This window comes from Geodermatophilus sp. SYSU D00691 (assembly GCF_054050275.1).
In genome coordinates this window covers 13,575-39,028 of sequence record NZ_JBJGYZ010000007.1, presented here as the reverse complement: position 1 = coordinate 39,028, position 25,454 = coordinate 13,575, and the positions used below count along the sequence as shown (strand labels likewise).

General features: G+C 74.9%; 26 protein-coding genes. 6 read left to right on the top strand and 20 right to left on the bottom strand.

Annotation, left to right across the window (positions count from 1 at the left end):
• The first annotated feature begins 4 nt into the window (after positions 1-4).
• The 3 genes from ACI797_RS07010 (at position 5) to ACI797_RS07000 (ending at position 2,315) form a co-directional block, all read left to right on the top strand.
• Positions 5-1,414, top strand: a complete 1,410-nt coding sequence (locus ACI797_RS07010; RefSeq protein WP_456857884.1) for a KamA family radical SAM protein — start codon at positions 5-7, stop codon at positions 1,412-1,414.
• A 41-nt stretch (positions 1,415-1,455) separates the two neighbouring features.
• Positions 1,456-1,986 carry a GNAT family N-acetyltransferase gene (locus tag ACI797_RS07005; RefSeq protein ID WP_456857883.1) on the top strand — a complete coding sequence of 177 codons (531 nt, stop codon included), beginning with the start codon at positions 1,456-1,458 and terminating at the stop codon, positions 1,984-1,986.
• 107 nt (positions 1,987-2,093) lie between these two features.
• The gene (locus ACI797_RS07000) at positions 2,094-2,315 is read left to right on the top strand and encodes a hypothetical protein (protein WP_456857881.1); all 222 of its coding nucleotides are present in this window, start codon (positions 2,094-2,096) and stop codon (positions 2,313-2,315) included.
• A gap of 110 nt (positions 2,316-2,425) precedes the next feature.
• On the opposite strand, the gene ACI797_RS06995 is transcribed toward ACI797_RS07000, so the two are convergent.
• Positions 2,426-3,286 carry a lysophospholipid acyltransferase family protein gene (locus ACI797_RS06995; protein ID WP_456857879.1) on the bottom strand — a complete coding sequence of 287 codons (861 nt, stop codon included), beginning with the start codon at positions 3,284-3,286 and terminating at the stop codon, positions 2,426-2,428.
• Between the two features lie 9 nt (positions 3,287-3,295).
• Entirely contained in the window at positions 3,296-4,471 is a 1,176-nt protein-coding gene (locus tag ACI797_RS06990) for a carboxylate-amine ligase (protein WP_456857878.1), read from the bottom strand.
• Positions 4,472-4,731: 260 nt separating this feature from the next.
• Between ACI797_RS06990 and ACI797_RS06985 the strand changes: the two genes are divergently transcribed.
• Positions 4,732-5,574, top strand: a complete 843-nt coding sequence (locus tag ACI797_RS06985; RefSeq protein WP_456857877.1) for a hypothetical protein — start codon at positions 4,732-4,734, stop codon at positions 5,572-5,574.
• Positions 5,575-5,581: 7 nt separating this feature from the next.
• On the opposite strand, the gene ACI797_RS06980 is transcribed toward ACI797_RS06985, so the two are convergent.
• From ACI797_RS06980 to ACI797_RS06965, 4 genes are read right to left on the bottom strand one after another with little or no spacing between them, the layout of a single operon-like run.
• Complete coding sequence (locus ACI797_RS06980; RefSeq protein WP_456857876.1) at positions 5,582-7,711, bottom strand: intein-containing Rv2578c family radical SAM protein; 2,130 nt, start codon at positions 7,709-7,711, stop codon at positions 5,582-5,584.
• Between the two features lie 36 nt (positions 7,712-7,747).
• Entirely contained in the window at positions 7,748-8,203 is a 456-nt protein-coding gene (locus ACI797_RS06975) for a nitroreductase/quinone reductase family protein (RefSeq protein WP_456857875.1), read from the bottom strand.
• Position 8,204: 1 nt separating this feature from the next.
• Positions 8,205-8,681 carry an Lrp/AsnC family transcriptional regulator gene (locus tag ACI797_RS06970; protein WP_456857874.1) on the bottom strand — a complete coding sequence of 159 codons (477 nt, stop codon included), beginning with the start codon at positions 8,679-8,681 and terminating at the stop codon, positions 8,205-8,207.
• Positions 8,656-9,801, bottom strand: coding sequence for a M24 family metallopeptidase (locus ACI797_RS06965; RefSeq protein WP_456857873.1), 1,146 nt, complete (start codon positions 9,799-9,801; stop codon positions 8,656-8,658). The genes ACI797_RS06970 and ACI797_RS06965 overlap by 26 nt, the downstream gene beginning before the upstream one ends.
• Positions 9,802-9,878: 77 nt before the next feature.
• On the opposite strand from ACI797_RS06965, the gene ACI797_RS06960 reads away from it, so the two are divergent.
• Positions 9,879-10,799, top strand: a complete 921-nt coding sequence (locus ACI797_RS06960) for a 5'-3' exonuclease (RefSeq protein ID WP_456858023.1) — start codon at positions 9,879-9,881, stop codon at positions 10,797-10,799.
• 21 nt (positions 10,800-10,820) lie between these two features.
• Here the strand turns inward: ACI797_RS06960 and ACI797_RS06955 are convergent, their stop codons facing one another.
• The 8 genes from ACI797_RS06955 to ACI797_RS06920 all read right to left on the bottom strand — a co-directional run bounded on the left by ACI797_RS06955 (position 10,821) and on the right by ACI797_RS06920 (position 18,948).
• Positions 10,821-11,447, bottom strand: a complete 627-nt coding sequence (locus ACI797_RS06955; protein WP_456857872.1) for a DUF4333 domain-containing protein — start codon at positions 11,445-11,447, stop codon at positions 10,821-10,823.
• 97 nt (positions 11,448-11,544) lie between these two features.
• Positions 11,545-14,391, bottom strand: coding sequence for a DEAD/DEAH box helicase (locus ACI797_RS06950; RefSeq protein WP_456857871.1), 2,847 nt, complete (start codon positions 14,389-14,391; stop codon positions 11,545-11,547).
• A 90-nt stretch (positions 14,392-14,481) separates the two neighbouring features.
• Positions 14,482-15,384, bottom strand: coding sequence for a diacylglycerol/lipid kinase family protein (locus tag ACI797_RS06945; RefSeq protein ID WP_456857870.1), 903 nt, complete (start codon positions 15,382-15,384; stop codon positions 14,482-14,484).
• Positions 15,385-15,401: 17 nt separating this feature from the next.
• The gene (tatC, locus tag ACI797_RS06940; protein WP_456857868.1) at positions 15,402-16,337 is read right to left on the bottom strand and encodes a twin-arginine translocase subunit TatC; all 936 of its coding nucleotides are present in this window, start codon (positions 16,335-16,337) and stop codon (positions 15,402-15,404) included.
• Between the two features lie 25 nt (positions 16,338-16,362).
• Positions 16,363-16,689, bottom strand: coding sequence for a Sec-independent protein translocase subunit TatA (tatA, locus tag ACI797_RS06935; protein WP_456857866.1), 327 nt, complete (start codon positions 16,687-16,689; stop codon positions 16,363-16,365).
• Positions 16,690-16,764: 75 nt separating this feature from the next.
• Entirely contained in the window at positions 16,765-16,965 is a 201-nt protein-coding gene (locus ACI797_RS06930; RefSeq protein WP_456542304.1) for a hypothetical protein, read from the bottom strand.
• 10 nt (positions 16,966-16,975) lie between these two features.
• Positions 16,976-17,971 carry a helix-turn-helix transcriptional regulator gene (locus ACI797_RS06925; protein WP_456857865.1) on the bottom strand — a complete coding sequence of 332 codons (996 nt, stop codon included), beginning with the start codon at positions 17,969-17,971 and terminating at the stop codon, positions 16,976-16,978.
• Positions 17,968-18,948: a helix-turn-helix transcriptional regulator gene (locus ACI797_RS06920; RefSeq protein WP_456542306.1), complete on the bottom strand. Its 981-nt coding sequence runs from the start codon at positions 18,946-18,948 to the stop codon at positions 17,968-17,970. The genes ACI797_RS06925 and ACI797_RS06920 overlap by 4 nt, the downstream gene beginning before the upstream one ends.
• A gap of 55 nt (positions 18,949-19,003) precedes the next feature.
• On the opposite strand from ACI797_RS06920, the gene ACI797_RS06915 reads away from it, so the two are divergent.
• Positions 19,004-20,113, top strand: coding sequence for a DUF3866 family protein (locus ACI797_RS06915; protein WP_456857863.1), 1,110 nt, complete (start codon positions 19,004-19,006; stop codon positions 20,111-20,113).
• Here ACI797_RS06915 and ACI797_RS06910 read toward each other — a convergent pair.
• From ACI797_RS06910 to ACI797_RS06885, 6 genes are all read right to left on the bottom strand, one after another.
• The gene (locus tag ACI797_RS06910) at positions 20,068-21,165 is read right to left on the bottom strand and encodes an NAD(P)-binding domain-containing protein (RefSeq protein WP_456857862.1); all 1,098 of its coding nucleotides are present in this window, start codon (positions 21,163-21,165) and stop codon (positions 20,068-20,070) included. The two genes, ACI797_RS06915 and ACI797_RS06910, sit on opposite strands and share 46 nt — an antisense overlap.
• Before the next feature lie 37 nt (positions 21,166-21,202).
• Positions 21,203-22,561, bottom strand: coding sequence for a Pup--protein ligase (pafA, locus tag ACI797_RS06905; RefSeq protein WP_456542309.1), 1,359 nt, complete (start codon positions 22,559-22,561; stop codon positions 21,203-21,205).
• Between the two features lie 61 nt (positions 22,562-22,622).
• Entirely contained in the window at positions 22,623-23,549 is a 927-nt protein-coding gene (prcA, locus tag ACI797_RS06900; protein WP_456857860.1) for a proteasome subunit alpha, read from the bottom strand.
• A gap of 4 nt (positions 23,550-23,553) precedes the next feature.
• Entirely contained in the window at positions 23,554-24,396 is an 843-nt protein-coding gene (gene prcB, locus ACI797_RS06895) for a proteasome subunit beta (protein WP_456857859.1), read from the bottom strand.
• Positions 24,397-24,510: 114 nt separating this feature from the next.
• The gene (locus ACI797_RS06890; protein WP_456857857.1) at positions 24,511-24,966 is read right to left on the bottom strand and encodes an endonuclease domain-containing protein; all 456 of its coding nucleotides are present in this window, start codon (positions 24,964-24,966) and stop codon (positions 24,511-24,513) included.
• A gap of 244 nt (positions 24,967-25,210) precedes the next feature.
• On the bottom strand, positions 25,211-25,420 hold the full coding sequence (locus ACI797_RS06885) for a ubiquitin-like protein Pup (RefSeq protein WP_456857856.1): 210 nt from the start codon (positions 25,418-25,420) through the stop codon (positions 25,211-25,213).
• Between the last annotated feature and the right edge of the window lie 34 nt (positions 25,421-25,454).

Sequence of the window (25,454 nt, the reverse complement as noted above, 5' to 3'; positions counted from 1 at the left end):
CATCGTGCTGGAGCAGCCCTACGAGTACGCCGCCCGGCCGCTCGCCGAGCCGGACTGGCGGCGGCTGCCGGGGTTCGCCGGCGTGACCGCGGCCGAGTGGCGCAGCGCCCAGTGGCAGCGCGCGCACTGCGTGAAGAACGTCCGCCAGCTGCGCGGGGTCTACGGCGACCTGCTCGACGAGTCCTTCTACGCCGACGTCGAGGCCGACCAGGCCGGGCGGGCCACGATGTCGCTGCTGCTGCCCCCGCAGATGCTCAACACGATGGTCCCCGACCAGGTGCCGACCACCGGGCGGCTGCTCGCCGACCCGGTGCGCCGCTACATGCTCCCGGTCGCCTCCGACCGGCTGCCCGGCGCCGCCGCCAGCCACCCCTACGCCGCCCGCGACTCGCTGCACGAGCACGAGATGTGGGCCGTCGAGGGCCTCACCCACCGCTACCCCACCAAGGTGCTCGCCGAGCTGCTGCCCACCTGCCCGCAGTACTGCGGCCACTGCACCCGCATGGACCTGGTCGGCAACTCCACGCCGGCCGTCGACAAGCTCCGGTTCGAGCTCAAGCCGGTCGACCGGCAGGCGGCGATGCTGGAGTACCTGCGCGCCACGCCCGGGGTGCGCGACGTCGTCGTCTCCGGCGGCGACGTCGCCAACCTGCCGTTCAAGAACCTCGAGGCGTTCGTCGCCGGGCTGCTGGAGATCGAGTCGGTGCGCGACATCCGGCTGGCGTCCAAGGCGCTCATGGGCCTGCCCCAGCACTGGCTGCAGGGCGACGTCGTCGCCGGCATGACCCGGCTGGCCACCACCGCGCGCGAGCGCGGCGTCTCCCTCGCCGTGCACACCCACGTCAACGCCGCGCAGCAGGTCACCCCGCTGGTGGCCGAGGCGGCGCGGGCGATGCTCGCCGCCGGCGTGCGCGACGTGCGCAACCAGGGCGTGCTGCTGCGCGGGGTCAACGCGAGCGCGCCCCAGCTGCTGGACCTGTCGTTCGCGCTGCTCGACGGCGCCTCGATCACGCCCTACTACTTCTACATGTGCGACATGATCCCCAGCGCCGAGCACTGGCGGGTGTCGCTGGCCGAGGCCCAGACGCTGCAGCACGACATCATGGGCTACCTGCCCGGCTTCGCCACGCCGCGGATCGTCTGCGACGTCCCCTACGTCGGCAAGCGCTGGGTGCACCAGGTCGCCGAGTACGACCGCGAGCGCGGCATCTCGTACTGGACGAAGAACTACCGGACCGGGATCGAGCGCACCGACGAGGACGCCCTCGACCGCCGCTACACCTACTACGACCCGATCGCCACGCTGCCGGAGAGCGGGCGGGCCTGGTGGGCGCAGCGCGATGTCGATCCGGTGGCCGCCGAGCTGCGCGCGGCCTCCTCCCGCGCCGCCTCCGCGGCCGATCTCGTCCCCTGAGTCGGCGTTTCCCCGCCCTGCGGCGGCGGTAGCGACAACGGATGGCGTGTCCGGGCGGCGAGCTGCTGCGCACCGAGCGGCTGCGGCTGCGCGCGTGGACGACGTCGCCGGCGGACGTCGCCCGGCTGACCGACCTCTACGGCCGCGCGGAGGTCACCCGCTGGATCGGCGGTACCCCGAGCGTCCCGCCGGCCGAACTGCCGGCCCGCTGGGCGGCGGTGCACGCCGCGGACGAGCGGTTCGGCTGCTGGGCGGTCGAGCGCGCCGACGGCGTCGTCGCCGGCACGGTGCTGCTCAAGCCGCTGCCGAACGGGGTCGGCGAGGTCGAGGTCGGCTGGCACCTGCACCCCGACAGCTGGGGCTGCGGCTACGCCACCGAGGCGGCGCGCGCGGTCGTCGACCGGGCCTTCGAGGCCGGGCTGCCCGAGGTCTACGCCGTGGTCCGGCCGGGCAACGAGCGCTCCGTCGCCGTCTGCCGGCGGCTGGGCATGACCCACCTCGGGCGCATGCGCCGCTGGTACGACGTCGAGCTGGACGCCTTCCGGCTGATGGCCCCGCCGGTCGTGGAGTGAGTAGCGGCCGGGGCGACCGGTTCGGGTGTGACGGCCGGGGCGGACCGTTCGGTCCGCCCCGGCGGTGGTCCCCCTCACCCCCGGGCGGTGCTGCCTACCGTCGGCGCATGCACCAACAGCCGGCCTCCGGGCTCCCCTCCTCCCGCTCCGCCTGCGACCCCGACCGGGTGCGCTACCTCCACCTCGTGGCCTCGGCCCGCGCCACCGCCGTCCGGCCGGTCGACGTGCAGCAGGTCGCCGACATCGTCCGTGTCACCGTGGACGACGAGGTGGACACCACCACCTTCCGGGCGATCGTCACCGACGTCGCCGGCGACGTCCTGCGCTGACCCGGTGCCGGTGCCGTGGCCGTGCGTCGACCCCGACCGGCTCGGCGAGCACCGGGCCGCGGTCGGGATCGAGGGCTTCGCGGCGAACGCGGCCCGGTGCGGCGCGCCGGTCAGCGGCGGGCGATCAGCTTCCTGAGCCGCGCGACGGGGTGCGGCCGGGGCAGCTTCGCGCGGCGGCCGGCGGCGTCGACGGCGTCCTCCTCGGCGGCCTCCTCCGGCGTCGGCGCCGTCCCGCCCAGGTGGGCCGGCTGCCACCACCGGTCGTCGGGCCCGGACGGCGCGTCGGGGTAGCTGCGCTGCGCCTCGTCCAGCAGCGCCTCCATGGCCGCCTTGGTGCGGCGGAGCAGGGCCTGGGGCCGCTCCCCCGGCCCGGCGACGATCGGCTCGCCGAGGACGACGGTCACCGGGACGCCGCGGCGCAGCACCACCTTGTGCCCCTTGGTGGCGATCCGCTGCCCGCCCCAGACCGCGGCGGGGATGACCGGCACGCCGGCGTCGACGGCCATCCGCGCCACGCCGGCCTTGAGCTCCTTGACGGTGAAGCTGCGGCTGATCGTGGCCTCGGGGAAGACGCCGACCACCTCGCCGTCCTTGAGGGCCCGCACGGCGGACTCGAAGGCCGCCGCCCCGGCCTTGCGGTCGACCGGGATGTGCCGCATGGCGCGCATGAACGGCCCGGCGAACCAGTGCGAGAAGACCGCGGCCTTGGCCATGAAGCGCACCAGCCGGTGCCGCGGCAGCGCCGCGAGGCCGAGGAAGGTGAAGTCGAAGAAGCTGACGTGGTTGCTGCAGATGATGGCGCCGCCGGTCGTCGGCACGTGCTCCGAGCCGCGGACGTCGAACCGGAAGCCGAACAGCCGGAAGACGACCAGGGCCAGGCGGACGACGAACCGGTAGGGCCGGTCGCGGGGATCGGGCGCGGCACCGAAGAGGTCCCGGCGGACGACGTCGCGCGTGCTGGCCGTGTACATGGCCGGACCCTAGCTGCCTTCGGTGAGAGCGGCCTGTGCGGTCCGGGCGGGCTCCCCGGCCGTGACGGCGACGGCGGCCCGGACGACCTCGGCGAGGTCGCCGGAGGACGCGTGGACCCGCCGCTGGAGGTCGGCGCCGGTGCCGTGGGCGAGCAGCCGGGCCACCCCGTCGGCCACCCGTTGCTCGTCGCCGGCGGCGGCCAGCGCCGGCCGCAGGTGCTCCAGCAGCGCCCCGACCACCTCGGCCGCGGGCGCCGGCCGGCCGGTGCGGGGGTGCACCAGCTCGCCGGTCAGCCCGGAGCGGCCGGCCCGCCAGGTGGCCAGCCGGAGCAGCTCGGGGCGGACCTCGGGCACCGGCCGGCCGGCCCGCCACTCCGCGGCGGCGGTGTCGACCAGCGCCCGGACGAGGCCGGTGTGGGTGACCGCGTCCTCCACGCGCAGCGCGACGTCGGCGACGCGCACCTCCAGGGTGGGCCACCGGGCCGACAGGCGGGCGTCGAAGTAGACCATCCCGGTGTCCACGGCCGTGCCGGTGGCGAGGACGTCGTCGACGAGGCGGTGGTACTCGGCGGCGTCGGCGAAGACGCCGTTCGGCCCGGCCGACGGCCACCGGCTCCAGGACTGCGAGCGGTAGCTGGCGTAGCCGGTGTCGGTGCCGTGCCAGAACGGCGAGTTGGCGGTGAGCGCGGTGAGCACCGGCAGCCAGACGCGGATCCGGTTGAGGACGGCGACGCCCTCCTCGTCGTCGGCCACCGAGACGTGCACGTGGCAGCCGCAGGTGAGCTGCTCGGCGGCGATCCGGCCGAAGACGTCGTGGATGCGCGAGTACCGCTCCCCCTCGCTCGGCACCGGCTCGACGGTCACCGGGGAGGTGGCCAGGGCCGCCACCCGGGCGCCGACGGCGCGGGCCGCGGAGTCGGCGCGCGCCCGCCAGGTGCGGAGCTCGGCGGTGACCTGGTCGAGGGTGCGGCAGACCCGGGTGCCCAGCTCGACCTGCTGCGCCTTGAGCTCGGGGACGAGGTGCGCCCCCTCCGCGGCGCCGTCGTCGTCGGCCCGGTCGTGCTGCTCGACGGTCTCGCCCTCCCCCCGCCGCGCAGCCACCTCGAGCGCCTCGGGGCCGAGCGGCACGGGCCGGCCGTCGGGATCGACGACCAGCAGCTCTTCCTCGACCCCGACCGTCCGCACGCGCCCATGATCACCAGAGCGGGCCGACGGCGCAGGACGAGCTCCCCCGATCGCGCACCGACGCACCGTTATGCCCAAGTGGGATTCTCCCTTTGAGGGAGACCGGCTGCGCCTGCTCCCTCCACTCCCCCTCCCGCCGCGCCGCGGGCTCCCGCGATCGCCGCCATGGCGCCCGGAGGGCGCCGGACCTGCCGATGTCTATGGCAGAAGCCGACGACCGGGGATCGCAGAATTGTTGGGGATAACGGTATGATTGCGGCGTGGCGACGTGGCAGCAGGCCCTGCCGGACATGCCGGCCCCTCCCCCCGAGCGGGCCTGGCGCCGCATCGCGCCGCCCGAGGGCTACGAGGCCCAGTGGCGGCGCCTGGTCGACGCGGCGCTCGAGCTCGGCCTCGGGCCCGACGACCTGGCCGCCACCGGCCTCGACCCGGTCGTCGCGGCCCGCGGCTGGAAGCCGGCCACCGTCGCGCTCTACGGCAAGGTCGCCCGCTACGGCGGGCTGGCCCTGCCCACGATCCCGACGCCGGAGCCCACACCGCAGACCCTCGACCTGCGCCCGCTCACCCAGATCCGCCGGGAGGACGCCGAGCACCTGCGCACGGTGGCGTGGTGCGCGCTAGCCCTGGGCTGGCCGGGCACCGTGGGCCAGTTCCGCGAGCTGCGCCGCGACCAGGTGCACGCCACCGCCCGGCGGCTGCTCGTGCGCACCGACGACGGCGACTGGTCGGTCTCCGGCGCGCTGACCGCCTGGCACGCCTGGGAGGAGGTCCGCACCCGCTACCCCGTGCTGGCCGCCAGCCCGTGGGTGCTGCCGGCCCTGCGCCGCGGGCCGGGCTTCGGGTCCCGGGTGGGCGGGCAGCTGTCCACGCAGGCCCTGCAGGTCACCTTCGCCAAGCACGCCGTGCGCACCGGTCAGCACCTGCGCGCCACCGCCGCCCCCTCGCGGCGCGCGTGGGCCGAGGCGCTGGCCGCCGAGTACGCCGTGCTGTCCTACGACTCCTACCGCCGGCTGGCGCTGGCGGCGGGTGCGCCGCCGGTCTCCGCCCGCGGCGCGGTGCGGGCCGCCCGCGCGGTCAACCGGCTGCACCGGATGGCCGGCTGAGGCCGGCTCAGCACAGCGCCAGCTGCTCGGGCGGGTCGGGGCGGCGCACCGCCGGGAGGCTGCCGGCGGGGAACGCGCCCTGCCCGTCGCCGGGCAGCCCGCGCACCGGTTCGCCGTCGACCCCGCGGGCCGAGCCGCCGCGCTGCCGGTCCAGGCCGTGCCTGGCCAGCAGCGGTGCCACCCGGCGGGTCAGCTCGTCGCGGTACTCGGCCGGCACGTAGGCGCCCCGGCGGTAGAGCTGCCGGTACCGCGGGACGAGCTCGGGGTGGGCGCGGGCGAGCCAGGCCAGGAACCACTCGCGCGCCCCGGACCGCAGATGCAGCGCCAGCACGGTCACCCCGGTGGCGCCCGACGCGGCCACGGCGGCCAGCGCGGCGTCGAGCGACTCCTCGTCGTCGGTGAGGCCGGGCAGCACCGGCGCGAGGAAGACGCCGCACGGCAGCCCGGCCTCGGTGAGCGTGCGGACCAGCTCCAGCCGCGCCCGCGGGCTGGGCACCCCCGGCTCGAGGGCGGCGTGCAGGTCGTCGTCCCAGATCGCCATCGAGACGCCGAACCCGATCGGCACGTCGCGGGACGCCGCGGCCAGCAGCGGGACGTCCCGGCGGGCCAGCGTGCCCTTCGTCAGGATCGAGAACGGCGTGCCCGAGCGGGCCAGCGCCCGGATGACGCCCGGCATCAGCCGGTAGCGGCCCTCGGCCCGCTGGTACGGGTCGGTGTTGGTGCCCATCGCCACGTGCTCGCGCCGCCACGACGGCCGGGCCAGCTCCCGCTCCAGCACCTCGACCAGGTTCGTCTTCACCACGATCTGCGTGTCGAAGTCCTTGCCGCTGTCCAGCTCCAGCCACTCGTGCGTCTTGCGGGCGAAGCAGTTGTGGCTGATCACCCCGCTGGCGATGAAGTCACCGGTGCCGGTCGTGATGTCGTACATGGGCATCTCGATTCCGAGCGGCTCTATCGCCACGACGTCGAGCGCAGCATCGCTCGTCACAGCGACGCCCTCGACCGAGCACTTGCGTCTGATGGCGGGATCCACGAGGTGGATGAACCGCATGTGCTCCCTGAGCCCACCGCGCATTCGGACCGTGGCGAGGCCGTTCGCGAGACCGCGCTGCTCGACGCAGGAGTCGAACCCGAAGTCCGCAAGCGCCGACTGCGTCCGAGCCAGGATCTCCGCGTCGGTGTTGCTCACCCGCAGCACGCCCTGGCTACGACTGCCCTCGGCATCGAAGATGCCGGCGAGGAAGCCTCGTTGCCAGGCAGACGAGGCCTGAGTCGGATACTCGATGAGGTCCGCCACGTGCGCGACCGCGGCTGCCGCCGAGGTCCTGATGGCGGCAATGGCCCGACGCTCGGTCGTGGCTGCTGCGCAGTCGAAGCGGTCCGTGTGCACACCTGCCTGTGCGAGGTAGTCCTGCGCACGGTGCAGGGCCTCGTCATCAGCGAGGGCCAGGCGGAAACGGTGGACGTCGCCGTGGGTTCGCCCCGCCCGCTCGTACCGGTATGTCTTCAGGTGGCCGTCGCCCCTGACCATTCCGCACAGGTAACCGCGTCGGTAGTCCTCGCAGACTTCGGCGGGCGGCACCGTCCGACCGAAGCCCATCAACTTGTCGTTCGTCGTCAGGTACGGCCGCTGACCGGGACCCGCCATGGCGCCGACCACGTGTTTCCAGCCTCGCGGCGTGAGGAACCGGTGGTCTCCGCTGGCTATGAGTTCGGTCCCGTCCTCGAGCGTGACCCTGTAGGCCGGTTTCACCGTCGACCAGTGCGCCTCCACGACGGTCGTCACGTAGTGCCGGTAGGTCCCGCGCCGCTCGGTGCCAATGATGTGCTCACCCACCGTCAGGTCAGCGATCGCGCGCTGCCTCCCGTCGGCCAGCAGAACCTGCGTGTCCCCGCCCAGGCAGTACACGCACGAATGTGCGCAGCCGCGGTAGGGGTTGATGGTCCACTGGAACGGCATCGGCGAGCCGGGTGGGACGGCGTTGAGGGCGCTGCGGCTGCGCACCTCGTGCAGCGTCACCCCGGGGAACTCCGGCACCTGGACGCTGCGCAGCAGGCCGCGGATCGAGGGCATGCCGGGCAGCGACCCGTCGTCCACCAGGTCCAGCCGCTGCGCGTCCCACCGCATGCGAGTCATCCGAACACACGTTCGAGCGGGTGTCCAGCGCGGCGGTCAGCTACGCGGCTCGGCCCGGACCAGCACCATCCCGCGCAGCGCCTGGTCCGGCAGCTCGGCGGGCTCGCCGCGCAGGCGCATCGCCCGGGCCCCGCCGGGGATGCCGGCGGTGTAGGCCACCACGCCCGCCCGGCACCGCTCCGGCTCCTGCGCGCCCTCCACGGCGACCGCGCGGGCGGCCACGTGCTCGCCGGCCAGCCACAGCTCCACCTCGCGCGGGCTGCGGAAGTTGCGCCACCAGCGCTTGACCTCCGCGCCGCCGACCCAGATCCACACGACGTCCCCCGCCCGGGCGTAGCCGGCCACCAGCTCGTGCGGCTCCCCGGTGCGGGCGCCGGTGTAGCGGATCACCGCCAGGTGCCGGCCCAGCCGCCGGCCGGCCACCCGCGAGCGCAGCAGCGGGCGGAGCACCGGGTTGGCGACCCGGTTGGTCAGCGCGTTGCGGAGGGCCATCTCAGATCGGCGGCCGGTGCTCGTAGAAGGACGACAGCACCACGGTCGTGCGGGTGGTGACGTTGGCCGCCGCCCGGATCTCCTGCAGCAGCGCCTCGAGCGCGTCCGGCGAGGCCACCCGCACCTTGAGGATGTAGCTCTCCACCCCGGCCACCGAGTGGCACTCCTCGATCGCCGCCAGGTGCGCCAGCCGGGCGGGGGCGTCGTCGGGCTGCGCCGCCTCGATCGGCGTGATCGACACGAACGCGGTCAGCGGCAGCCCGAGCTGCTTGGCGTCCAGCGTCGCCCGGTAGCCGGTGATCAGCCCGCGCTGCTCCAGCCGCCGCACCCGCTGGTGCACCGCCGAGACCGACAGGCCGACCCGCTCGGCCAGCTCGGTGTAGCTGGCCCGGCCGTCGCGCGCCAGCGCCGCGAGCAGCGCCCGGTCGACGTCGGCCGAGGCGCTGCCCGGCTCACCCGGGGAGGACGACGAGCTCACGAGGTCCGCCGTTCAGTGTCCGGACGCCGTCCTCGGTGCAGACGACGATGTCCTCGATGCGGGCGCCGCAGCGGCCCGGCAGGTAGATCCCCGGCTCCACGGAGAACGCCATCCCGGGCACGAGCGCGAGGTCGTTGCCCTCGACGATGTAGGGCGCCTCGTGGGTGTCCAGCCCGATGCCGTGGCCGGTGCGGTGGATGAAGTACTCGCCCCAGCCGGCGTCGGTGATCACCCGGCGGGCGGTGGCGTCGATCTCCTGCGCGCTGACGCCCGGGCGGACGGCGGCGGTCGCGGCCGCCTGCGCCTGCTGCAGCACGCCGTACCACTCGTCCACCTCGGCGCCGGGCGCCCCGCCCACCGCGTAGGTGCGGGTGCAGTCGGAGCGGTAGCCGGTCGCCGTCTCCCCGCCGATGTCCACCACGACGACGTCCCCGGCCGCCACGACCCGCCCGGAGACGTCGTGGTGCGGGCTGGCGCCGTTCGGGCCCGAGCCGACGATCGTGAAGTCGACCCCCACGTGGCCCTCGGCGAGGATCGCCGCGGCGATGCCGGCGCCCACCTCGGCCTCGGTGCGGCCGACCGTCAGGAACTCGCCCATCCGGGCGTGCACCCGGTCGATCGCCGCGCCGGCGGCGGCCAGCTCCTCGACCTCGGCCGGGTTCTTGACCATCCGCAGCCGGTCGACGACCGGGTTCGCCAGCTCCAGCGCCGACCCGGACAGCGCCCGTTGGACGCCGAGCGCGTGCTCGGCCCACGTCCGGGAGCCGACGGCGACGCGGGCGGGTGCCCGGCCGAGGCGGGCGGTCACCTCGGCGGCCAGCAGGGCGAACGCGTCGTCGGTCTCGTCCCAGGCGAGCACGTCCAGCCCGAGCCCGCCGGCCGGGCTCGCGCCGACCATCGGCGCCTCCAGCCGGGGCACGACCAGGAACGGCTCGCCGTGCGCCGGCACGGCCAGCGCGGTCAGCCGCTCCATGGCGTGCGCGGAGTACCCGCAGAGGTAGCGCAGGTCGGAGCCCGGCGTCACGACGACGACGTCCAGACCGAGCTCGCCGGCGATGTCGCGCGCGGCGTGCAGCCGGTCGGTGCTCACCAGGCCGGGCGGAACGACGACGGATCCCACGTCCGGCAGCCAACCACACGGAGGAGGAGATCTCCGCAGCCGTTACCAGCCCGCTACCGTCCGCTGGCGTGACCACCATGCTGCTGGACGCGGCCAGCCTCTACTTCCGGGCCTTCTACGGCGTCCCCACCAGCGTCACCGCGCCCGACGGGCGGCCGGTGAACGCCGTGCGCGGGTTCCTCGACATGACCGCCCGGCTGGTGACCGCGCACCGGCCCAGCCGGCTGGTGGCCTGCTGGGACGACGACTGGCGGCCGCAGTTCCGGGTGGACGCGCTGCCGTCGTACAAGGCGCACCGGCTGGCGCCCGACGGCGCCGAGGAGGTCGTGCCCGACGAGCTGTCGCCGCAGGTCCCGGTGCTGGTCGACGTGCTCGCCGCGGCCGGGATCGCCCGCGTCGGCGCCCCGGGCTTCGAGGCCGACGACGTCATCGGCACGCTGGCCACCCGCGCCCGCGGGCCGGTCGACGTCGTCACCGGCGACCGCGACCTGTTCCAGCTGGTCGACGACTCCCGCGGCGTGCGGGTGCTCTACACCGCCCGCGGCATCAACGACATCGAGGTGGTCGACGAGGCGGCCGTGCAGAGCAAGTACGGCATCCCGGGACGGGCGTACGCCGACTTCGCGGTGCTCCGCGGCGACCCGAGCGACGGCCTGCCCGGCGTGGCGGGGGTGGGCGCGAAGACGGCGGCGGCGCTGGTGACGGCGTTCGGGGACCTGGCCGGCATCCGGCGGGCGGTGGCGAGCACCGTCGTCCCCAAGCCGCCGCTGACCGGCGCCGTCCTCAAGAAGCTGCTCGCCGCGTCAGACTACCTCGACGCCGCGCCGGTGGTCGTGGCCGTGGAGCGGCACATCGACCTGCCGCCGGTCGAGGGCGAGCTGCCGGCGGCGCCGGTCGACCCGGGGACGCTGGCGGCGCTGGCCGAGCGGCACAACCTCGAGTCGCCGCTGCGCCGGCTCGGTGCCGCCCTGGGCTGGCCGGCGGACGCGCTCGACTGAGCGGGCCCGCCGGCCGGCGGGTCAGGACTCCGACCAGGTGTACGCCGGCGGGTCGGCGTCCTCGTCGGTGATCGTGATGGTCAGCGTGACGTCCTCGCCGTCGGCGGTGGTGCCGCTGCACGAGTAGGTGGCGCCGTTCTCCACCTTCATGTCGTCGTCGCAGGTCAGGTCGACGGCGACGCCCTCGCGCTGCTCGAACTGGCTCTGCACGTCGCTCGCGGTGGCCTGCGGGTCGAGCACGGTGGAGCCGAGCGTCAGCGGCAGGATCACCGCGGCGGCGACGATCACCAGGGCCAGGACGACGAGGCCGACGATCAGCCCGGTCTTCGACTGCTTCTGCTGGCCGTAGGGCGAGCCGTACTGCTGCCCGGGCTGGCCGTACTGGGGCTGCCCGAACTGCTGGCCGGGCTGGCCGGGCTGGCCGTACCCGCCCGGCTGGGGCTGGCCGTACTGCGGCCCGGGCTGCCCGTACCCGCCCGGCTGCGGCTGGCCGTACTGCGGCTGCCCGTACTGGCCGGGCTGCCCCGGCTGGCCCGGCTGGCCATAGCCCTGCCCGTACCCGCCCGGCTGCGGCTGGCCGTACTGCCCCGGCTGTCCGTACTGCCCGGGCTGTCCCGGCTGGCTGCCACCCTGCGGTGGGTAGGTCATCGTCGCTCCTGGTCGCGCTCTCTCCGGTGCCTGCGTGCGCGCAGGCGTGGGGATTGTGCCCTACGGACGCGTTCCGGAAGGGCAAGCGCGTCGCAGGTCAGCCGCCGACCGCGACCGCGACCACCCCGCGGCGCACCCGCTCGACCGCCTTGCGCGCCACGGCGGCCACCGGCTCCTCGGCCACCTTGCCCAGCTGGTCGAGCAGGTCGACGAGCTGGCGGGCCCAGCGCACGAAGTCGCCGCCGGAGAGCTCGGTGCCGGCCATCTCGGCGCCGGCGAGCACCCGGTCGAGGCTCTGCCCGTCGGCCCACCGGTACGCCGCCCAGGCGAAGCCGAGGTCGAGGTCGCGGGTCAGCGGCACGCCGTGGTCGGACTCGACCTCCTCCAGGCGCAGCCGGATGCGGCGCATCTCGGCGATGGCGCCGGCCACCTTGCCGGCGGGGACGGCCGGCTGGCCGGGGGTGTCGCGGCGGGCCTCGAACACCAGCGCGGAGACGGCGGCGGCGAGCTCGGCGGCGCCCAGGCCGCGCCAGGCACCGGCGCGCAGGCACTCGGCGACGAGCAGGTCGGCCTCCGACCAGATGCGCGCCAGCCGGCGTCCCTCGGCGGTGACGACCGGGACGTCGTCGACCGCGGGGACGACCTCGGTGTCGGCCTTGACCAGGGGTGCGGTCTCGGGCACCAGGTAGCCGAGCTCCTCGAGGACGTCGCAGGTGCGGTCGAACTGCCGGGTCAGCGAGCCGGTGCGCTCGGCCATCCGGTGCTGCAGGGCGTCGGCCTCCTTGACCGCGCGGTACCAGCGCTCGGCGAGCCGGACCTTCTCCTCGCGGTCGGGCAGGGAGTGCACCGGGTGGGCGCGCAGCGCGCGGCGCAGGTCGGCCAGCACCGGGTCGTCGGCGGCGGCCGAGCGGCCCTTCACCCGGCGGGCGCCCAGGTCGTTCTCCAGCCGGGCGTTGCGCAGCGTCGAGGCGAGGTCGCGGCGGGCGTGCGGGCTGCGGTGGTTGAAGTTCTTCGGCACCCGCACCCGGGCCAGCGCCGTCACCGGGGTCGGGAAGTCGACCGCCGAGAGCCGGCCGGACCAGCGGTCCTCGGTGAGCACCAGCGGCCGGGGCTCGGCGAGGTCGGTGACCCCGGGCTCGAGGACGACGGCGAGCCCCTGCCGGCGGCCCGAGGGCACGCGGATGACGTCGCCGATCCGCAGCGCGGCGAGGGCCTCGGCGGCCTCCTGCCGGCGCTTGGCCTGCGAGTCGCGGGACAGCGCCTTCTCGCGGTCGGCGATCTCCCGGCGGATCTGCGCGTACCCGGCCACGTCGCCGGCCTCCGACGCCATCTCCTCGGCCCACCGCTCGGCGTCCTTCTCGTGCCGGGCGGCGGAGCGGGCCAGGCCGACCACCGACCGGTCGGCCTGGAACTGGGCGAAGGAGGAGCCCAGCAGCTCGCGGGCCCGGGCGCGGCCGAACGAGCCGACCAGGTTGACCGCCATGTTGTAGCTGGGCCGGAACGACGAGCGCAGCGGGTAGGTGCGGGTGCTGGCCAGCCCGGCGACCAGCTCGGGGTCCATGCCCGGCGCCCAGACGACGACGGCGTGCCCCTCGACGTCGATGCCGCGCCGCCCGGCCCGGCCGGTCAGCTGGGTGTACTCCCCCGGCGTCACGTCGACGTGCGCCTCGCCGTTCCACTTGACCAGCCGCTCCAGGACGACGGTGCGGGCCGGCATGTTGATGCCCAGGGCGAGGGTCTCGGTGGCGAAGACCGCCTTGACCAGGCCGCGGACGAAGCACTCCTCGACGGTCTCCTTGAACGCGGGCACCAGCCCGGCGTGGTGCGCGGCGAGCCCGGCGAGCAGGCCCTCGCGCCACTCCCAGAAGCCGAGGACGTGCAGGTCCTCCTCGGGCAGCGAGCCGGTGCGCTCGTCGACGATCTGCGCGATCTCGGCGCGCTCGGCCTCGTCGGTCAGCCGCAACCCCGACCGCAGGCACTCGCTCACCGCCTGGTCGCACCCGTTGCGGGAGAAGACGAAGGTGATCGCCGGCAGCAGCCCGGCCCGGTCCAGCCGCTCCACCACGCTGGACCGCGACGGTGGGCGGTAGCGGGGGCGGTGGCTGAACCCGCCGCCGCGGCGGCCGTTGCCGCCGCCGTCCCACCCCTCGACCCGCCGCTCGTGCTCGCGGACGAAGCGGACCAGCTCGGGGTCGACGACGGACGCGCCGCGCTCGCGGGTGGAGCGGGCGCGGGGCTCCAGCCCCTGCTCCCCCGCGTGCGCGGCCGGGCGGAGGCTGAACAGGTCGAACACCCGGCCGCCGACCAGCATGTGCTGCCACAGCGGGATCGGCCGGACCTCGCTGACCACCACCTTGGTGTGGCCGCGGACGGTCACCAGCCAGTCGGCGAACTCCTCGGCGTTGCTCACCGTCGCCGACAGCGACACCAGCGTGACCGACTGGGGCAGGTGGATGATCACCTCCTCCCAGACCGCGCCGCGGAACCGGTCGGCGAGGTAGTGCACCTCGTCCATGACCACGTAGCCGAGGCCGTCGATCGCCGGGGAGTCGGCGTAGAGCATGTTGCGCAGCACCTCGGTGGTCATCACGACCACGGGGGCGTCGCCGTTGATGGCGTTGTCGCCGGTGAGCAGGCCGACCTGCTTCTCGCCGTAGCGGTCGACGAGGTCGTTGTACTTCTGGTTCGACAGCGCCTTGATCGGCGTCGTGTAGAACGCCTTGCGCCCCTCGGCCAGGGCCTTGTGGACGGCGAACTCCCCGACGACGGTCTTGCCGGCGCCGGTCGGCGCGCAGACGAGCACGCCGGCGCCCTCGTCGAGGGCCTCGCAGGCCTCGACCTGGAAGGGGTCCAGCGAGAAGCCGAGCTCGGCGGTGAAGTCGGCGAGCGTGGGGTGGGCGGTGCGCCGCCGTGCGGCCGCGTACCGCTCCGCAGGGCTGGACATGTCCTCCACGTTAGGCGTCCGCGGCCGAACCGCGCCGAGTGGTCGTCCCCCGCGCCGCGCACCGCGCGGCCAGCGGCGCCGCGGGACGGGTCAGAGCGGGCGGGCCGCGGTGCGGCCGGCGCCGACGACGTGGACGGCGCCGGCGACGCACTCCGCGGTCACCGGCAGCGGCGCCACCGGCTCGCCGTCGGCGTAGGTGGTGACCCCGGGCGCGGCCAGCTCCACCCGGCGGGCGCGGTGCACCGTGACGGCGGGGTGCGCGACGTGCGTGCCCGCGGTGAGCAGCGGACGGGAGCGCACCAGCTCGCGGCGGGACACCGGGCCGAGGACGGTGACGTCGAACAGGCCGTCGGCCGGGTCGGCGCCCGGGCACACCCGCATGCCGCCGCCGTACCAGGGGGTGTTGCCGACGGCGACCAGCGTGGCCGGCACCGTGGTCCGCTCGCCGTCGAGGGTCAGCGTGAGAGCGTGCGGCCGCAGCCGGGCCAGCTCGGCGAGGATCGCCACGTCGTAGCGGCGGCGCCCGCGCGGCCAGCGCAGCCGGTTGGCCCGGTCGGTGACCGCCGAGTCGAAGCCGCAGCAGAGCACGGTGGCCCACCAGCGGTCCCCGGTGCGCCCGGCGTCCACGGTCGTCGTCCGCCCCTCGACGAGGTCGGTCGCCGCCGCGTGCGCCGCGGCGACCGGTTCCACCGGGACGCCGAGGGCCAGCGCCAGGTCGTTGCCGGTGCCGGCGGGCACGACCGCCAGCGGGGTGGTCGTGCCGGCGACCGCCTGCAGGGCGGCGTGCGCGGCGCCGTCCCCGCCGACCGCCACCACGGCGCCGGTGCCGGCGGCGACGGCCTGCGCCGCCTGCTGCTCCGCCGCGGCGCGGGTGGTGGCCGGGAGCACCCGCGGCTCCAGGCCGGCGGCGCGCAGCGCGCCGAGGACGCCGTGCGCGGCCGCGCGCGCCCGGCCCCGGCCGGCGGCAGGGGGGACCAGGACGGCGACGTCCACCGGCGGGTCGGCGGCGCTCAGCCGCGCGTCGACGTCGGCTGGTCGACGCCGGCCGGCTCGTCGAGCCGGGAGGGGCCCGCGTCCACCGACGAGGGGCGCGCGTCGAGCGGCGAGGCCTCGTCGTCGGACAGGTCGTGGAAGTGCTCGGCGGCGTCGCGGCGGGCGCGGCGCCGGTCGACGAAGCGGGCGATCTGGATGGCCACCTCGAACAGCACGCACATCGGCAGCGCCATCAGCAGCATCGTGAACGGGTCCTGCGTGGGCGTGATGAACGCGGCGAACACGATGGTGAGGAAGAAGATCCAGCGCCGGCTCTTCTTCAGCACCGCGTAGGACAGGACGCCGACAAGGTTCAGCGCCACGGCGAGCAGCGGCACCTCGAAGCTGACGCCGAAGGCGACCAGCAGGGAGATGACGAAGCCGATGTAGTCCTGCGCGGTCAGCGCGACCACCACGCCGTCCCCGGCCAGGCCCAGCAGCAGCCGCAGGCCCGCCGACAGGGAGACGTAGGCGAGCACCGCGCCCAGGGCGAACAGCAGGCTGGAGACGGCGACGAAGACGATGCCGTAGCGCTTCTCGTTGCTCTTCAGGCCCGGGGTGACGAACGCCCACAGCTGGTAGAGCCAGAACGGGGCGGAGACGACCACGCCGGCGATGAAGGCGATCTTCAGGCGGATCAGCGCGCCGCCGAAGACGTCGGTGACCAGCAGCCCGCAGTCCCCGCCGGCGTCGCCGTAGCGCAGGTCGTCGGGCAGCCCGCAGTAGGGCGCCCGGATGAACCCGCCGAGGCCGTGGTCGTACCACCAGAAGCAGATGGCGGTGCCGACGAGGATGAACAGCAGCGCGACGGCGATGCGGTTGCGCAGCTCCTTGAGGTGCGCGATCAGCGACATCGTCGCCGCCGGATCCCGCGGCGGACGGCGCCGTCGGCGCGGCCGGGCCCCCTCGCTCACGTCGGTCGTCGTCCCTCCGGGACGGTCAGGGGCGGCCGTCGCTCACGCGGGCCTGCTCGGCCCGCGCGCGCAGCTCCGCGGCTCGCGCCTCGGCGGCCCTCGCCTCGGCGTCGGCGGCCTCGGCGGCCAGCCGGCTGGAGAGGTCGCCGGACGACGGGGTGGCCGGCGGCACGACCTCGCCGGTGACCGGCGTGGTGGTTGCGGCGTCCCTGGTGCGGACGTCGTCCTCCTTCATGCCCTTCATCTCGCCCTTGAAGATGCGCAGCGAGCGGCCGAGCGAGCGGCTGGCGTCGGGCAGCTTCTTGTACCCGAAGAGCAGCAGGACGGCCAGGACGATCAGTCCGATCTCCACGGGGCCGAGGTTCATCGGGTCCTCCAGGGGTGGGCGGGCAGGGGCGATGCTACGCCGCGACGAGGCGCGGACCGGTCAGTCGGACGCCCCGCCGCGCGCCTCGGCGGCGCGGGCGGAGGTCTGCTGGACCTGTTCGAGCACGGGCCGCAGTTCCCGGTCGAGCGCCTCGGCCTCCCGGCCCAGCCGGCGCAGCGCCCCCAGGGTCAGGTACGCCAGTGAACCCAGGACGACCAGCGCGAGAACGCCGACGGCGATCCAGACGACCAGGAGCAGCACGGGACCGACCCTAGCCAGCCGGGCGGGGTGCCGGCTGGGCGTCGTCGGTGTACCGGCGCAGCGCCGCCCGGGCGTCGGCGGCGACCTGCGCAGCCAGCTCGGCCGGCTCGTCGACCGTGGCCGCGCCGCCCAGGAAGGACACCAGCCGCCGGGCCCAGGCCAGGTCGGCGGTGCGGACGGTGACCGCCAGGCCGCCCGGCGGGTCGTCGACCTCGCGCACGTCCTCCACCGGGTAGTACTCGGCCACCCAGCGCGCGCCGTGCGCCAGGCGCAGCCGGACGACCGGCGAGTCAGGGGCGGGCTGGTAGACGCCGCCCTCGACGTCACGCTCGTGGGCCTGCGGGGGCGGCGCGGCCGGCTCGTCGAGCACCTCGACGTCGTCGACGCGGTCGAGCCGGAACAGCCGCACGCCCTCGGCGCGGCGGCACCACGCCTCCAGGTACCACTTGCCGTCGACCAGCAGCAGCCGCATCGGGTCGACGGTGCGCTGGGTGCGCTCGTCGCGGGTGGGCACGTAGTAGGTCAGGTGCAGGGCCCGCTTGCGCTCCAGGCCCTCCCGGACGACGGCGAGCGCCTGCTCGCGGGCGTCGACGCTGACCGCCACCGGGGTGACCCGCTCGGCGGCGTGCCCGGCGGCGCTGGACACCTTGGCCAGCGCGCGGCTGACCGCGTCCCGCTCGGCCAGGCCGGGCAGCTCCAGCAGCGTGCGCAGCGCGACGATGAGCGCGACCGCCTCGTCGGTGGTCAGCCGCAGCGGGCGGACCATGCCGGCGGCGAAGACCACCTTGACGCGGTCGCCCTCGAAGGAGAGGTCGATGAGGTCGCCGGGGCCGTAGCCGGGCAGCCCGCACATCCACAGCAGCTCGAGGTCGCGGCGCAGCTGCCGCTCGGGCACGCCGAAGTCGCGGGCCGCCTCGGCCAGCGGCACCCCGTCGGGCCGGGCGCGCAGGTACGGCACCAGGGTGAGCAGCCGGGTCATCCGGTCGGCGGTCGACGGGGTGCTCATGCCGCTCCCCCGTCCATCGCCGCCAGCCGGGTGAGCCGCTCGACCACGGCCCGGCGGACCTCCGCGGGGTGCTCGACCACGACGTCGGCGCCGAAGGAGGCCAGCTGGTCGGCCAGCCCCTGCGGGTCGGCGGTGCGCAGCTCGAGGCGGTCGTCGCCGTCGTCGGCCGGGCCCAGGGAGGTGGCCCAGCGGCGCAGGCCGATCGCCGTCCCCGGCCGGGCCCGGACCACGACGAGGTGCTCCTCGCCGGACACCTGGCCGGCGACGATCTCGGCGAGGTCGACGTCGGGCGGCGGCTCGAAGGCGTCGGGCGGGCCGACGACCGACGGGGTGCCCACCACGCGGGAGAGCCGGAACTGCCGCGGCGCCTGCCGGTCGAGGTCGAAGCCCACCAGGTACCAGCGGCCGTGCCAGGCGACGACGCCCCACGGCTGGACCCGGCGGCGGGCCGGGGTGGTGTCCTCGGGACGGCGGTAGTCGAACTCCAGCACCCGCCGGTCGCGGGCGGCGGCGTAGGCCGGCTCGAAGGCGGGCTCCCCGGCGTCGAGCCGCGGCTGCAGCGGGATCGCCCGGCCGGTGTCGACGTCCAGGCCCGCCGCCTTGAGCTTGACCAGCGCGCTGTGCGCCGCGCCGGCCAGCTGCGCGGACTCCCACAGCCGCAGCGCCAGCCCGACGGCGGCGGCCTCCTCGCCGGTCAGGGTGATCTCGGGCAGCTCGTAGTCGGCGCGGGCGATGCGGTAGCCGTCCTCGGTGTCGAAGACGCTGGTGCGGCCGGTCTCCAGCGGCACGCCCATCTCGCGCAGCTCGGCCTTGTCCCGCTCGAACATGCGCTTGAACGCCTCGTCGGCGCGCTCGGTGCCGTCGTCGGGCTCGTAGCCGGGCACCGTGGCCCGGATCCGAGCGGCGGTCACGTACTGGCGCGTGCCGAGCAGGGCGATGACCAGGTTCACCAGTCGCTCCGCGCGCTTCGCCGCCACGCGCCCAGGCTAGTCAGAGACGGCGCGCGGCGAGCGGCCTGGCTAGCCTGCCTGCGTGAGCACACCGGGGGGATCGCGGATCCGATGGCGCCGGGGCCGGGTGGCGGCCACCGGCAAGGCTTGGCGCGACGCGCTCGAGCTCACCGTCGAGGTGCCCGACGACGGCGAGATGAGGGCGCTGGCCTACCCGTCGCTGGTGGGCACGCCCGAGGTCGGCGACGACGTCCTGCTCAACACCACCGCCTGGGCGCAGAAGCTCGGCACCGGCGGCTACGCGCTCGTCGTCGCCGTCCCCGACCGGCTGCCGCCCGACCCCGACGGGCCGGGGCACCTGGTCAAGGCGCGCTACACGCCGCTGCAGGTGACCGTGCAGGGCGTCGACGAGCAGGACACCGAGCACCACACGGCGATCGCCGACGCCGACGACCTGGGCGGCATGCCGGTGGTCGTGGCCGACCTGCACTCCGCGCTGCCGGCGGTGCTGATCGGCGTGCTGGCCACCGACCCCGACCTCAAGGTCGCCTACGTCATGACCGACGGCGGCGCGCTGGTCGCCGGCTTCTCCCGCACGCTGCACGCCCTGGCGCCCTCGCTGGTCGGCACGGTGACCGTCGGCCAGGCGTTCGGCGGTGACCTGGAGGCGGTCACGCTGCACACCGGGCTGCTGGCCGCGCGGCACGTGCTGGGCGCCGACGTCGCGATCGTCGCGCAGGGGCCGGGCAACCTGGGCACCGGGACGCCGTGGGGCTTCTCCGGCGTCGCGGCCGGCGAGGCGTGCAACGCGGTGACCGTGCTGGGCGGCGAGGCGATCGGCGCGCTGCGGATCTCCGAGGCCGACCCGCGGCCGCGGCACCGCGGCGTCTCGCACCACTCGCTGACCGCGTTCGGGCGGGTGGCCCTGGGCGGGGTGACCCTGGTGGCGCCGCGCGGGCTGTCCTCGGAGCTGGGCGGGCAGATCGGCGAGGACCTCGCGGGCCAGCCCGAGCGCAACGAGGTCGTCTGGGTCGACACCGACGGCCTCGACGCCGCGCTGAAGCTCTCGCCGGTCCCGCTGTCGACGATGGGCCGCGGGCTGGAGGAGGACCGCGCCTACTTCCTGGCCGCGGCCGCGGCCGGCCGCTATGCCGCGCTGCGCGTGCCGGTGCCCGAGGAGGAGCCCTCCTGACCTGACGGCCGAAGCAGCCGGCGCAGGTCGCGGGCGGCCGCCTGCCCGGCCCGGTTCGCGCCGATCGTGCTGGCCGAGGGGCCGTAGCCGACCAGGTGGATCCGCGGCTCGCCGGCCACGTGCGTCCCCTCGAGCCGGATGCCGCCACCGGCCGAGCGCAGCCGCAGCGGCGCCAGGTGCCGGACGGCGGCGCGGAACCCGGTGGCCCACAGGACGACGTCGGCCCGGATCTCCCGGCCGTCGTCCCACGCGACGCCGTCGCGGGTCAGCCGGTCGAACACCGGCAGCCGCTCGAGCGCCCCGCGGTCGAGCGCGTCGCGGACCCACGGGGTGAGGACCAGGCCGGTGACGCCGACGACGCTGCCCGGTGACCGGCCCTCGCGCACGGCCGCCTCGACGAGCGCGACCGCGGCGCGGCCGTCCTCCTCGCCGAACGGTCCCTCGCGCCAGACCGGCGGCCGCCGGGTCACCCAGGTGGTGCTGGTGACCTGCGAGATCTCGCCCAGCAGCTGGACGGCCGAGGCCCCGCCGCCGACCACCACCACGTGCTGGCCGGCGAACTCGGCGGCGTCGCGGTAGTCGACGGTGTGCAGCTGGCGGCCGGCGAAGAGCTCCTGGCCCGGGTAGCGGGGCACGAACGGCGCGGTCCACGTGCCGGTGGCGTTGACCAGCGCGCGGGTGCGCCACTCCCCCGCGTCGGCGACGACCCGGAAGCGGTCGTCGGGCGCCCGGCGGACCGCCTGGACGCGGACCGGGCGCAGCACCGGCAGGTCGAAGCGGCGCTCGTAGGCGGCGAAGTAGGCGGGGACGGCGTCGCGGGCGGGCGTGCTGTCGTCGGCCGGCGCGAACGCCAGCCCGGGCAGGTCGTGCACGCGGTGGGTGCCGGAGAGCGTCATGGCGGCCCAGCGGTGCTGCCACGCGCCGCCGGGGCGGTTCCCGGCGTCGAGGACGACGTAGTCCTCGTGCGGGACGAAGCCCTGCCGCTGCAGCGCCCAGGCGGTGCTCAGCGCGGCCTGCCCGGCGCCGATCACGACGACGTCGACGTCCCTCATGGCAGGTTGAACGCTCAACCGGCTGCCGGGCTTCCGGCTACATCGAGGCGATCAGCTTGTCCACGCGCTCGTCGACGGCCTTGAACGGGTCCTTGCACAGCACGGTGCGCTGGGCCTGGTCGTTCAGCTTGAGGTGCACCCAGTCGACGGTGAAGTCGCGCCGCTTCTCCTGGGCGCGGCGGATGAACTCCCCGCGCAGCCGGGCCCGCGTGGTCTGCGGCGGCACGTTCTTGGCCTCGAAGATGCGCGGCTCGTGGGCGACGCGGTCGACCTGGCCGTTGCGCTCGAGCAGGTAGTACAGCCCGCGGGTGCGGCTGATGTCGTGGTAGGCCAGGTCCATCTGCGCGATCCGCGGGTGCGACAGCGGCAGGTCGCGCTTGGCCCGGTAGCGCTCGATGAGCGAGTACTTGGTGGCCCAGTCGATCTCGCGGTCGATGAGCGAGAGGTCCTCGCTGTCGACGGCCTTGAGCACCCGGCCCCAGAGCTCGAGCATCTGCCGGTGCACCGGGCCGAAGCCCTCGCGGTCGGCGTACTCGACGGCGCGGCTGTGGTACTCGGTCTGGATCTCCAGCGCCGACATCTCCCGGCCGTTGGCCAGGCGGACCTTGCGCCGGCCGGTCATGTCGTGGCTGATCTCGCGGATGGCGCGGATGGGGTTCTCCAGCGTCATGTCCTTGACCGGCACGCCGGCCTCGATCATCCGCAGCACCAGGTCGGTCATGGTGACCTTGAGCAGCGTCGTCGTCTCGTTCATGTTCGAGTCGCCGACGATCACGTGCAGCCGCCGGTAGCGCTCGGCGTCGGCGTGCGGCTCGTCGCGGGTGTTGATGATCGGGCGGCTGCGGGTGGTGGCGCTGGAGACGCCCTCCCAGATGTGCTCGGCGCGCTGGCTGACGCAGTAGATGGCCCCGCGCGGCGTCTGCAGCACCTTGCCGGCCCCGACGACGATCTGCCGGCTGACCAGGAACGGGATGAGGACGTCGGCCAGCCGGCTGAACTCGCCGTGCCGGCCGACCAGGTAGTTCTCGTGGCAGCCGTAGCTGTTGCCGGCCGAGTCGGTGTTGTTCTTGAACAGGTAGATGTCGCCGACCACGCCCTCCTCGGACAGGCGCTGCTCGGCGTCGACGAGCAGCCCCTCGAGGATCCGCTCCCCCGCCTTGTCGTGGACGACGAGCTCGGTGAGGTCGTCGCACTCGGCGGTGGCGTACTCGGGGTGGCTGCCGACGTCGAGGTAGAGCCGGGAGCCGTTGCGGAGGAACACGTTGGAGCTGCGGCCCCACGAGACCACCCGCCGGAACAGGTAGCGGGCGACCTCGTCCGGCGACAGCCGGCGCTGGCCGCGGAAGGTGCACGTGACGCCGTACTCGGTCTCGATGCCGAAGATCCGTCGGTCCACGGTCCGAGACTAGGCGCCCCCGGCGACGGAAGTCGGGACGAAGCGCGCGGAAGAGGACGGCTCAGTCCGTGGCGCCGCCCGACCCGCCGTCGGTCCCGCCGCCCGCGCCGTCCTCCGGGACCTGCTGGGGGCCGCTGCCCTCGCCGCCGCCCTCCGTGCCGCCGGCGGTGTCGGCCGCGGCGGGGTCGCCGAGACCGGCGGGGGTGCCCGGCATCGGGACGCTGGGCCGCTGGGCGGCGGTGGCGCCCTCGGGCGCCTCGGGAGCCGTCGCGGGCTCCTCGCCGAGGAGCCGGCGCAGCGCGGCGCCGACGACGCGGCGGAAGGCCCGCTTGGGACGACGGCGGTCGAGGACGGCCACCTCGAGCTGCTCGGCCGAGAGCTGGCTCGGGCCGCCGTTGCCGGCGCCGGCGGTGACCGGGCTGACCGCCGACAGCGCCCGGACGCCGACCTTGAGCGCGTCGGCCAGGCCCATGCCGGGGAGGAAGTGCTCGCGCAGGTGGCCGGTGACCGCCTCGGCCTGGCCGCCCATGACCACGAAGTCGGGCTCGTCGACGATGGAGCCGTCGAAGGTCAGCCGGAACAGCTGGTCGTCCTCGGGGGTGCCGCCGACCTCGGCCACGCAGAGCTCGACCTCGTAGGGCTTGGTCTGCTGCGTGAAGATCTCGCCGAGGGTCTGCGCGTAGGCGTTGGCGATCACCCGGCCGGTGACGTCGCGGCGGTTGTACGAGTAGCCGCGGACGTCGGCCAGCCGGACGCCGGCCACCCGGAGGCTCTCGAACTCGCTGTAGCGGCCGACCGCGGCGAAGCCGATGCGGTCGTAGAGCTCGCCCACCTTGTGGAGGGTGGAGCTGGGGTTCTCGGCGATGAACAGCACGCCGTCGGCGTAGGTGACGACGGCGACGCTGCGTCCGCGGGAGATGCCCTTGCGGGCGTACTCCGAGCGGTCGCGCATGAGCTGCTCGGGCGAGGCGTAGTACGGCATGGTCATGGCGTCAGCCCCGTCCCTCGTTGTCGGTCCGCTCGGCGACCAGCGCGTCGGCGACCGCGGCCACCTCGGCGTCGGTCAAGCGGACGGCGCCCTCGGCGTCGACCCGGTAGACGATCGGGTAGAGCCGCCGGACCGGGTCGGGGCCGCCGGTGGCCGTGTCGTCGTCGGCGGCGTCGTAGAGCGCGGTGACCAGGCCGCGCAGGGCGGCGTCGCCGTCGAGGGTGGGCCGCCAGGTCTTCTTCAGCGAGTTCTTGGCGAACAGCGAGCCGGAGCCGACGGCGGCGTAGCCGCGCTCCTCGTAGTTCCCGCCGGTGACGTCGTAGCCGAAGATCCGGCCGGGGGTGGTGCCCTCGGCGGCGTCGAGGTCGAAGCCGGCGAACAGCGGGATGACGGCGAGGCCCTGCAGGGCGGCGCCGAGGTTGCCGCGGATCATCTGGGCCAGGCGGTTGGCCTTGCCGTCGAGGCTGAGCGTGAGGCCCTCGATCTTCTCGTAGTGCTCGAGCTCGACCTGGTAGAGCTTGACCATCTCGATGGCGATGCCGGCCGCGCCGGCGATGCCGATGACGCTGTAGGAGTCGGCCGGGTAGACCTTCTCGATGTCGCGCTGGGCGATCAGGTTGCCCATCGTGGCCCGGCGGTCGCCGCCCATGAGGACGCCGCCGTCGTAGGTGACCGCGACGATCGTGGTGCCGTGCGGGGTGAGGTCACCGACCGGCATGGTGGGCAGCGGACGGCGGCCGGGCAGCAGGTCGGGCGCGGCGGCCGCGAGGAAGTCGGTGAACGACGAGCCCACCCGGTCCAGGTAGACCGACGAGAACCCGGCTCTTCCCCCTGCGAACTCGCTCACCCATCCGCCTCTCCCGCCGCTGGTCGCCGGCGTCCTCGTGGTGTCGCCAGCGACCCTACCGGCGGCCCGACGACGCGGCTGTCCGCCTCGGGCGAACGCGCGGTGGAGGCCCGCTCACCCCTCCTGCTCGAACTCCCACAGGTCCGACAGGCCGTGGCGGCACATCCCGAACTGCCGCCACGTGGCCCGCCGCCGCGGCACCCGGGCACGGCGGGCCGACTGCTCCTCGGCCCCGGACGCCGGGTCGCGGTGCCGCTCGACGTAGTGGGCCGCGGCGCGCAGGGTTACGGGGTCATCACGGAGGAGCCCGAGCCCCTGGTTGCATCGCTGGCACAGCAGTTGGCGCGTCAGGCCCGTTGAGTGGTCGTGGTCCAGATGCTCCGGCTGAGCCGCCCCACAGATTGCGCATCGGTCGTGCTGCGCCAACCTCAGCTCGGCGATCTGCCCTGGTGTCAATCCATGCGCTCGGTAGAAGTAGGCGGCACTGCTGGCAGACCTGTGGCATGCCTTGCACTGACTTCCGAAGCCGGACGTGGTGCGGCTGTTGCGCGTGTAGTCCTCGTGCGCCACGGCCTGCTTGCACGTGGGGCACCACCGGAAACCGTCCGGGATCCAGGAGTGGTCTCGAACCTCGCGACCTTGGGCGCGCCGTCGATCGCGATAGTGCCGGCGACTTCGCTCGCGATTGCAGGTGAGGCAGTAGAAGGAGAGCCCGTCACCGAGCGATTGGTTTCGCCCGAACTCGGTGGTCGGCTTTGTCTCGCCACACTCGAGACACTTCTTACTCTGCGTCATTCTCAGCTACGCAGAGTGATCACTGGCCGCCCTTCTGCACGTACGAGCGAACAAACTCCTCGCTGTTCTCCTCGAGGACCTCGTCGATCTCGTCCAGGATCGAGTCGATGTCTTCCGTCATCTCCTTGTGCCGCTCGGCGACCTCCGTGTCGACCGAGGCCTCGACTTCCTCGGTCTCCTCGCGAGTCTTGGTCGCCCGCTGCTGCCCGCCGGTGTCCCTGGTGGCCATCGGTGCCTCCGTAGCTCGTGGCTGGTGCTAGAGC

What these genes read in the sequence shown, in the direction of transcription:
- ACI797_RS07000 (WP_456857881.1), top strand. Translation starts at nt 2,094, where the DNA reads ATGCACCAACAGCCGGCCTCCGGGCTCCCCTCCTCCCGCTCCGCCTGC.
- prcA (WP_456857860.1), bottom strand. Translation starts at nt 23,549, where the DNA reads ATGACCATGCCGTACTACGCCTCGCCCGAGCAGCTCATGCGCGACCGC.
- ACI797_RS06950 (WP_456857871.1), bottom strand. Translation starts at nt 14,391, where the DNA reads ATGTCCAGCCCTGCGGAGCGGTACGCGGCCGCACGGCGGCGCACCGCC.
- ACI797_RS07005 (WP_456857883.1), top strand. Translation starts at nt 1,456, where the DNA reads ATGGCGTGTCCGGGCGGCGAGCTGCTGCGCACCGAGCGGCTGCGGCTG.
- ACI797_RS06910 (WP_456857862.1), bottom strand. Translation starts at nt 21,165, where the DNA reads ATGAGGGACGTCGACGTCGTCGTGATCGGCGCCGGGCAGGCCGCGCTG.
- ACI797_RS06995 (WP_456857879.1), bottom strand. Translation starts at nt 3,286, where the DNA reads ATGTACACGGCCAGCACGCGCGACGTCGTCCGCCGGGACCTCTTCGGT.
- ACI797_RS06955 (WP_456857872.1), bottom strand. Translation starts at nt 11,447, where the DNA reads ATGACCTACCCACCGCAGGGTGGCAGCCAGCCGGGACAGCCCGGGCAG.
- ACI797_RS06885 (WP_456857856.1), bottom strand. Translation starts at nt 25,420, where the DNA reads ATGGCCACCAGGGACACCGGCGGGCAGCAGCGGGCGACCAAGACTCGC.
- ACI797_RS06975 (WP_456857875.1), bottom strand. Translation starts at nt 8,203, where the DNA reads ATGGCCCTCCGCAACGCGCTGACCAACCGGGTCGCCAACCCGGTGCTC.
- ACI797_RS06925 (WP_456857865.1), bottom strand. Translation starts at nt 17,971, where the DNA reads ATGAGCACCCCGTCGACCGCCGACCGGATGACCCGGCTGCTCACCCTG.
- ACI797_RS06980 (WP_456857876.1), bottom strand. Translation starts at nt 7,711, where the DNA reads ATGACTCGCATGCGGTGGGACGCGCAGCGGCTGGACCTGGTGGACGAC.
- ACI797_RS06960 (WP_456858023.1), top strand. Translation starts at nt 9,879, where the DNA reads ATGCTGCTGGACGCGGCCAGCCTCTACTTCCGGGCCTTCTACGGCGTC.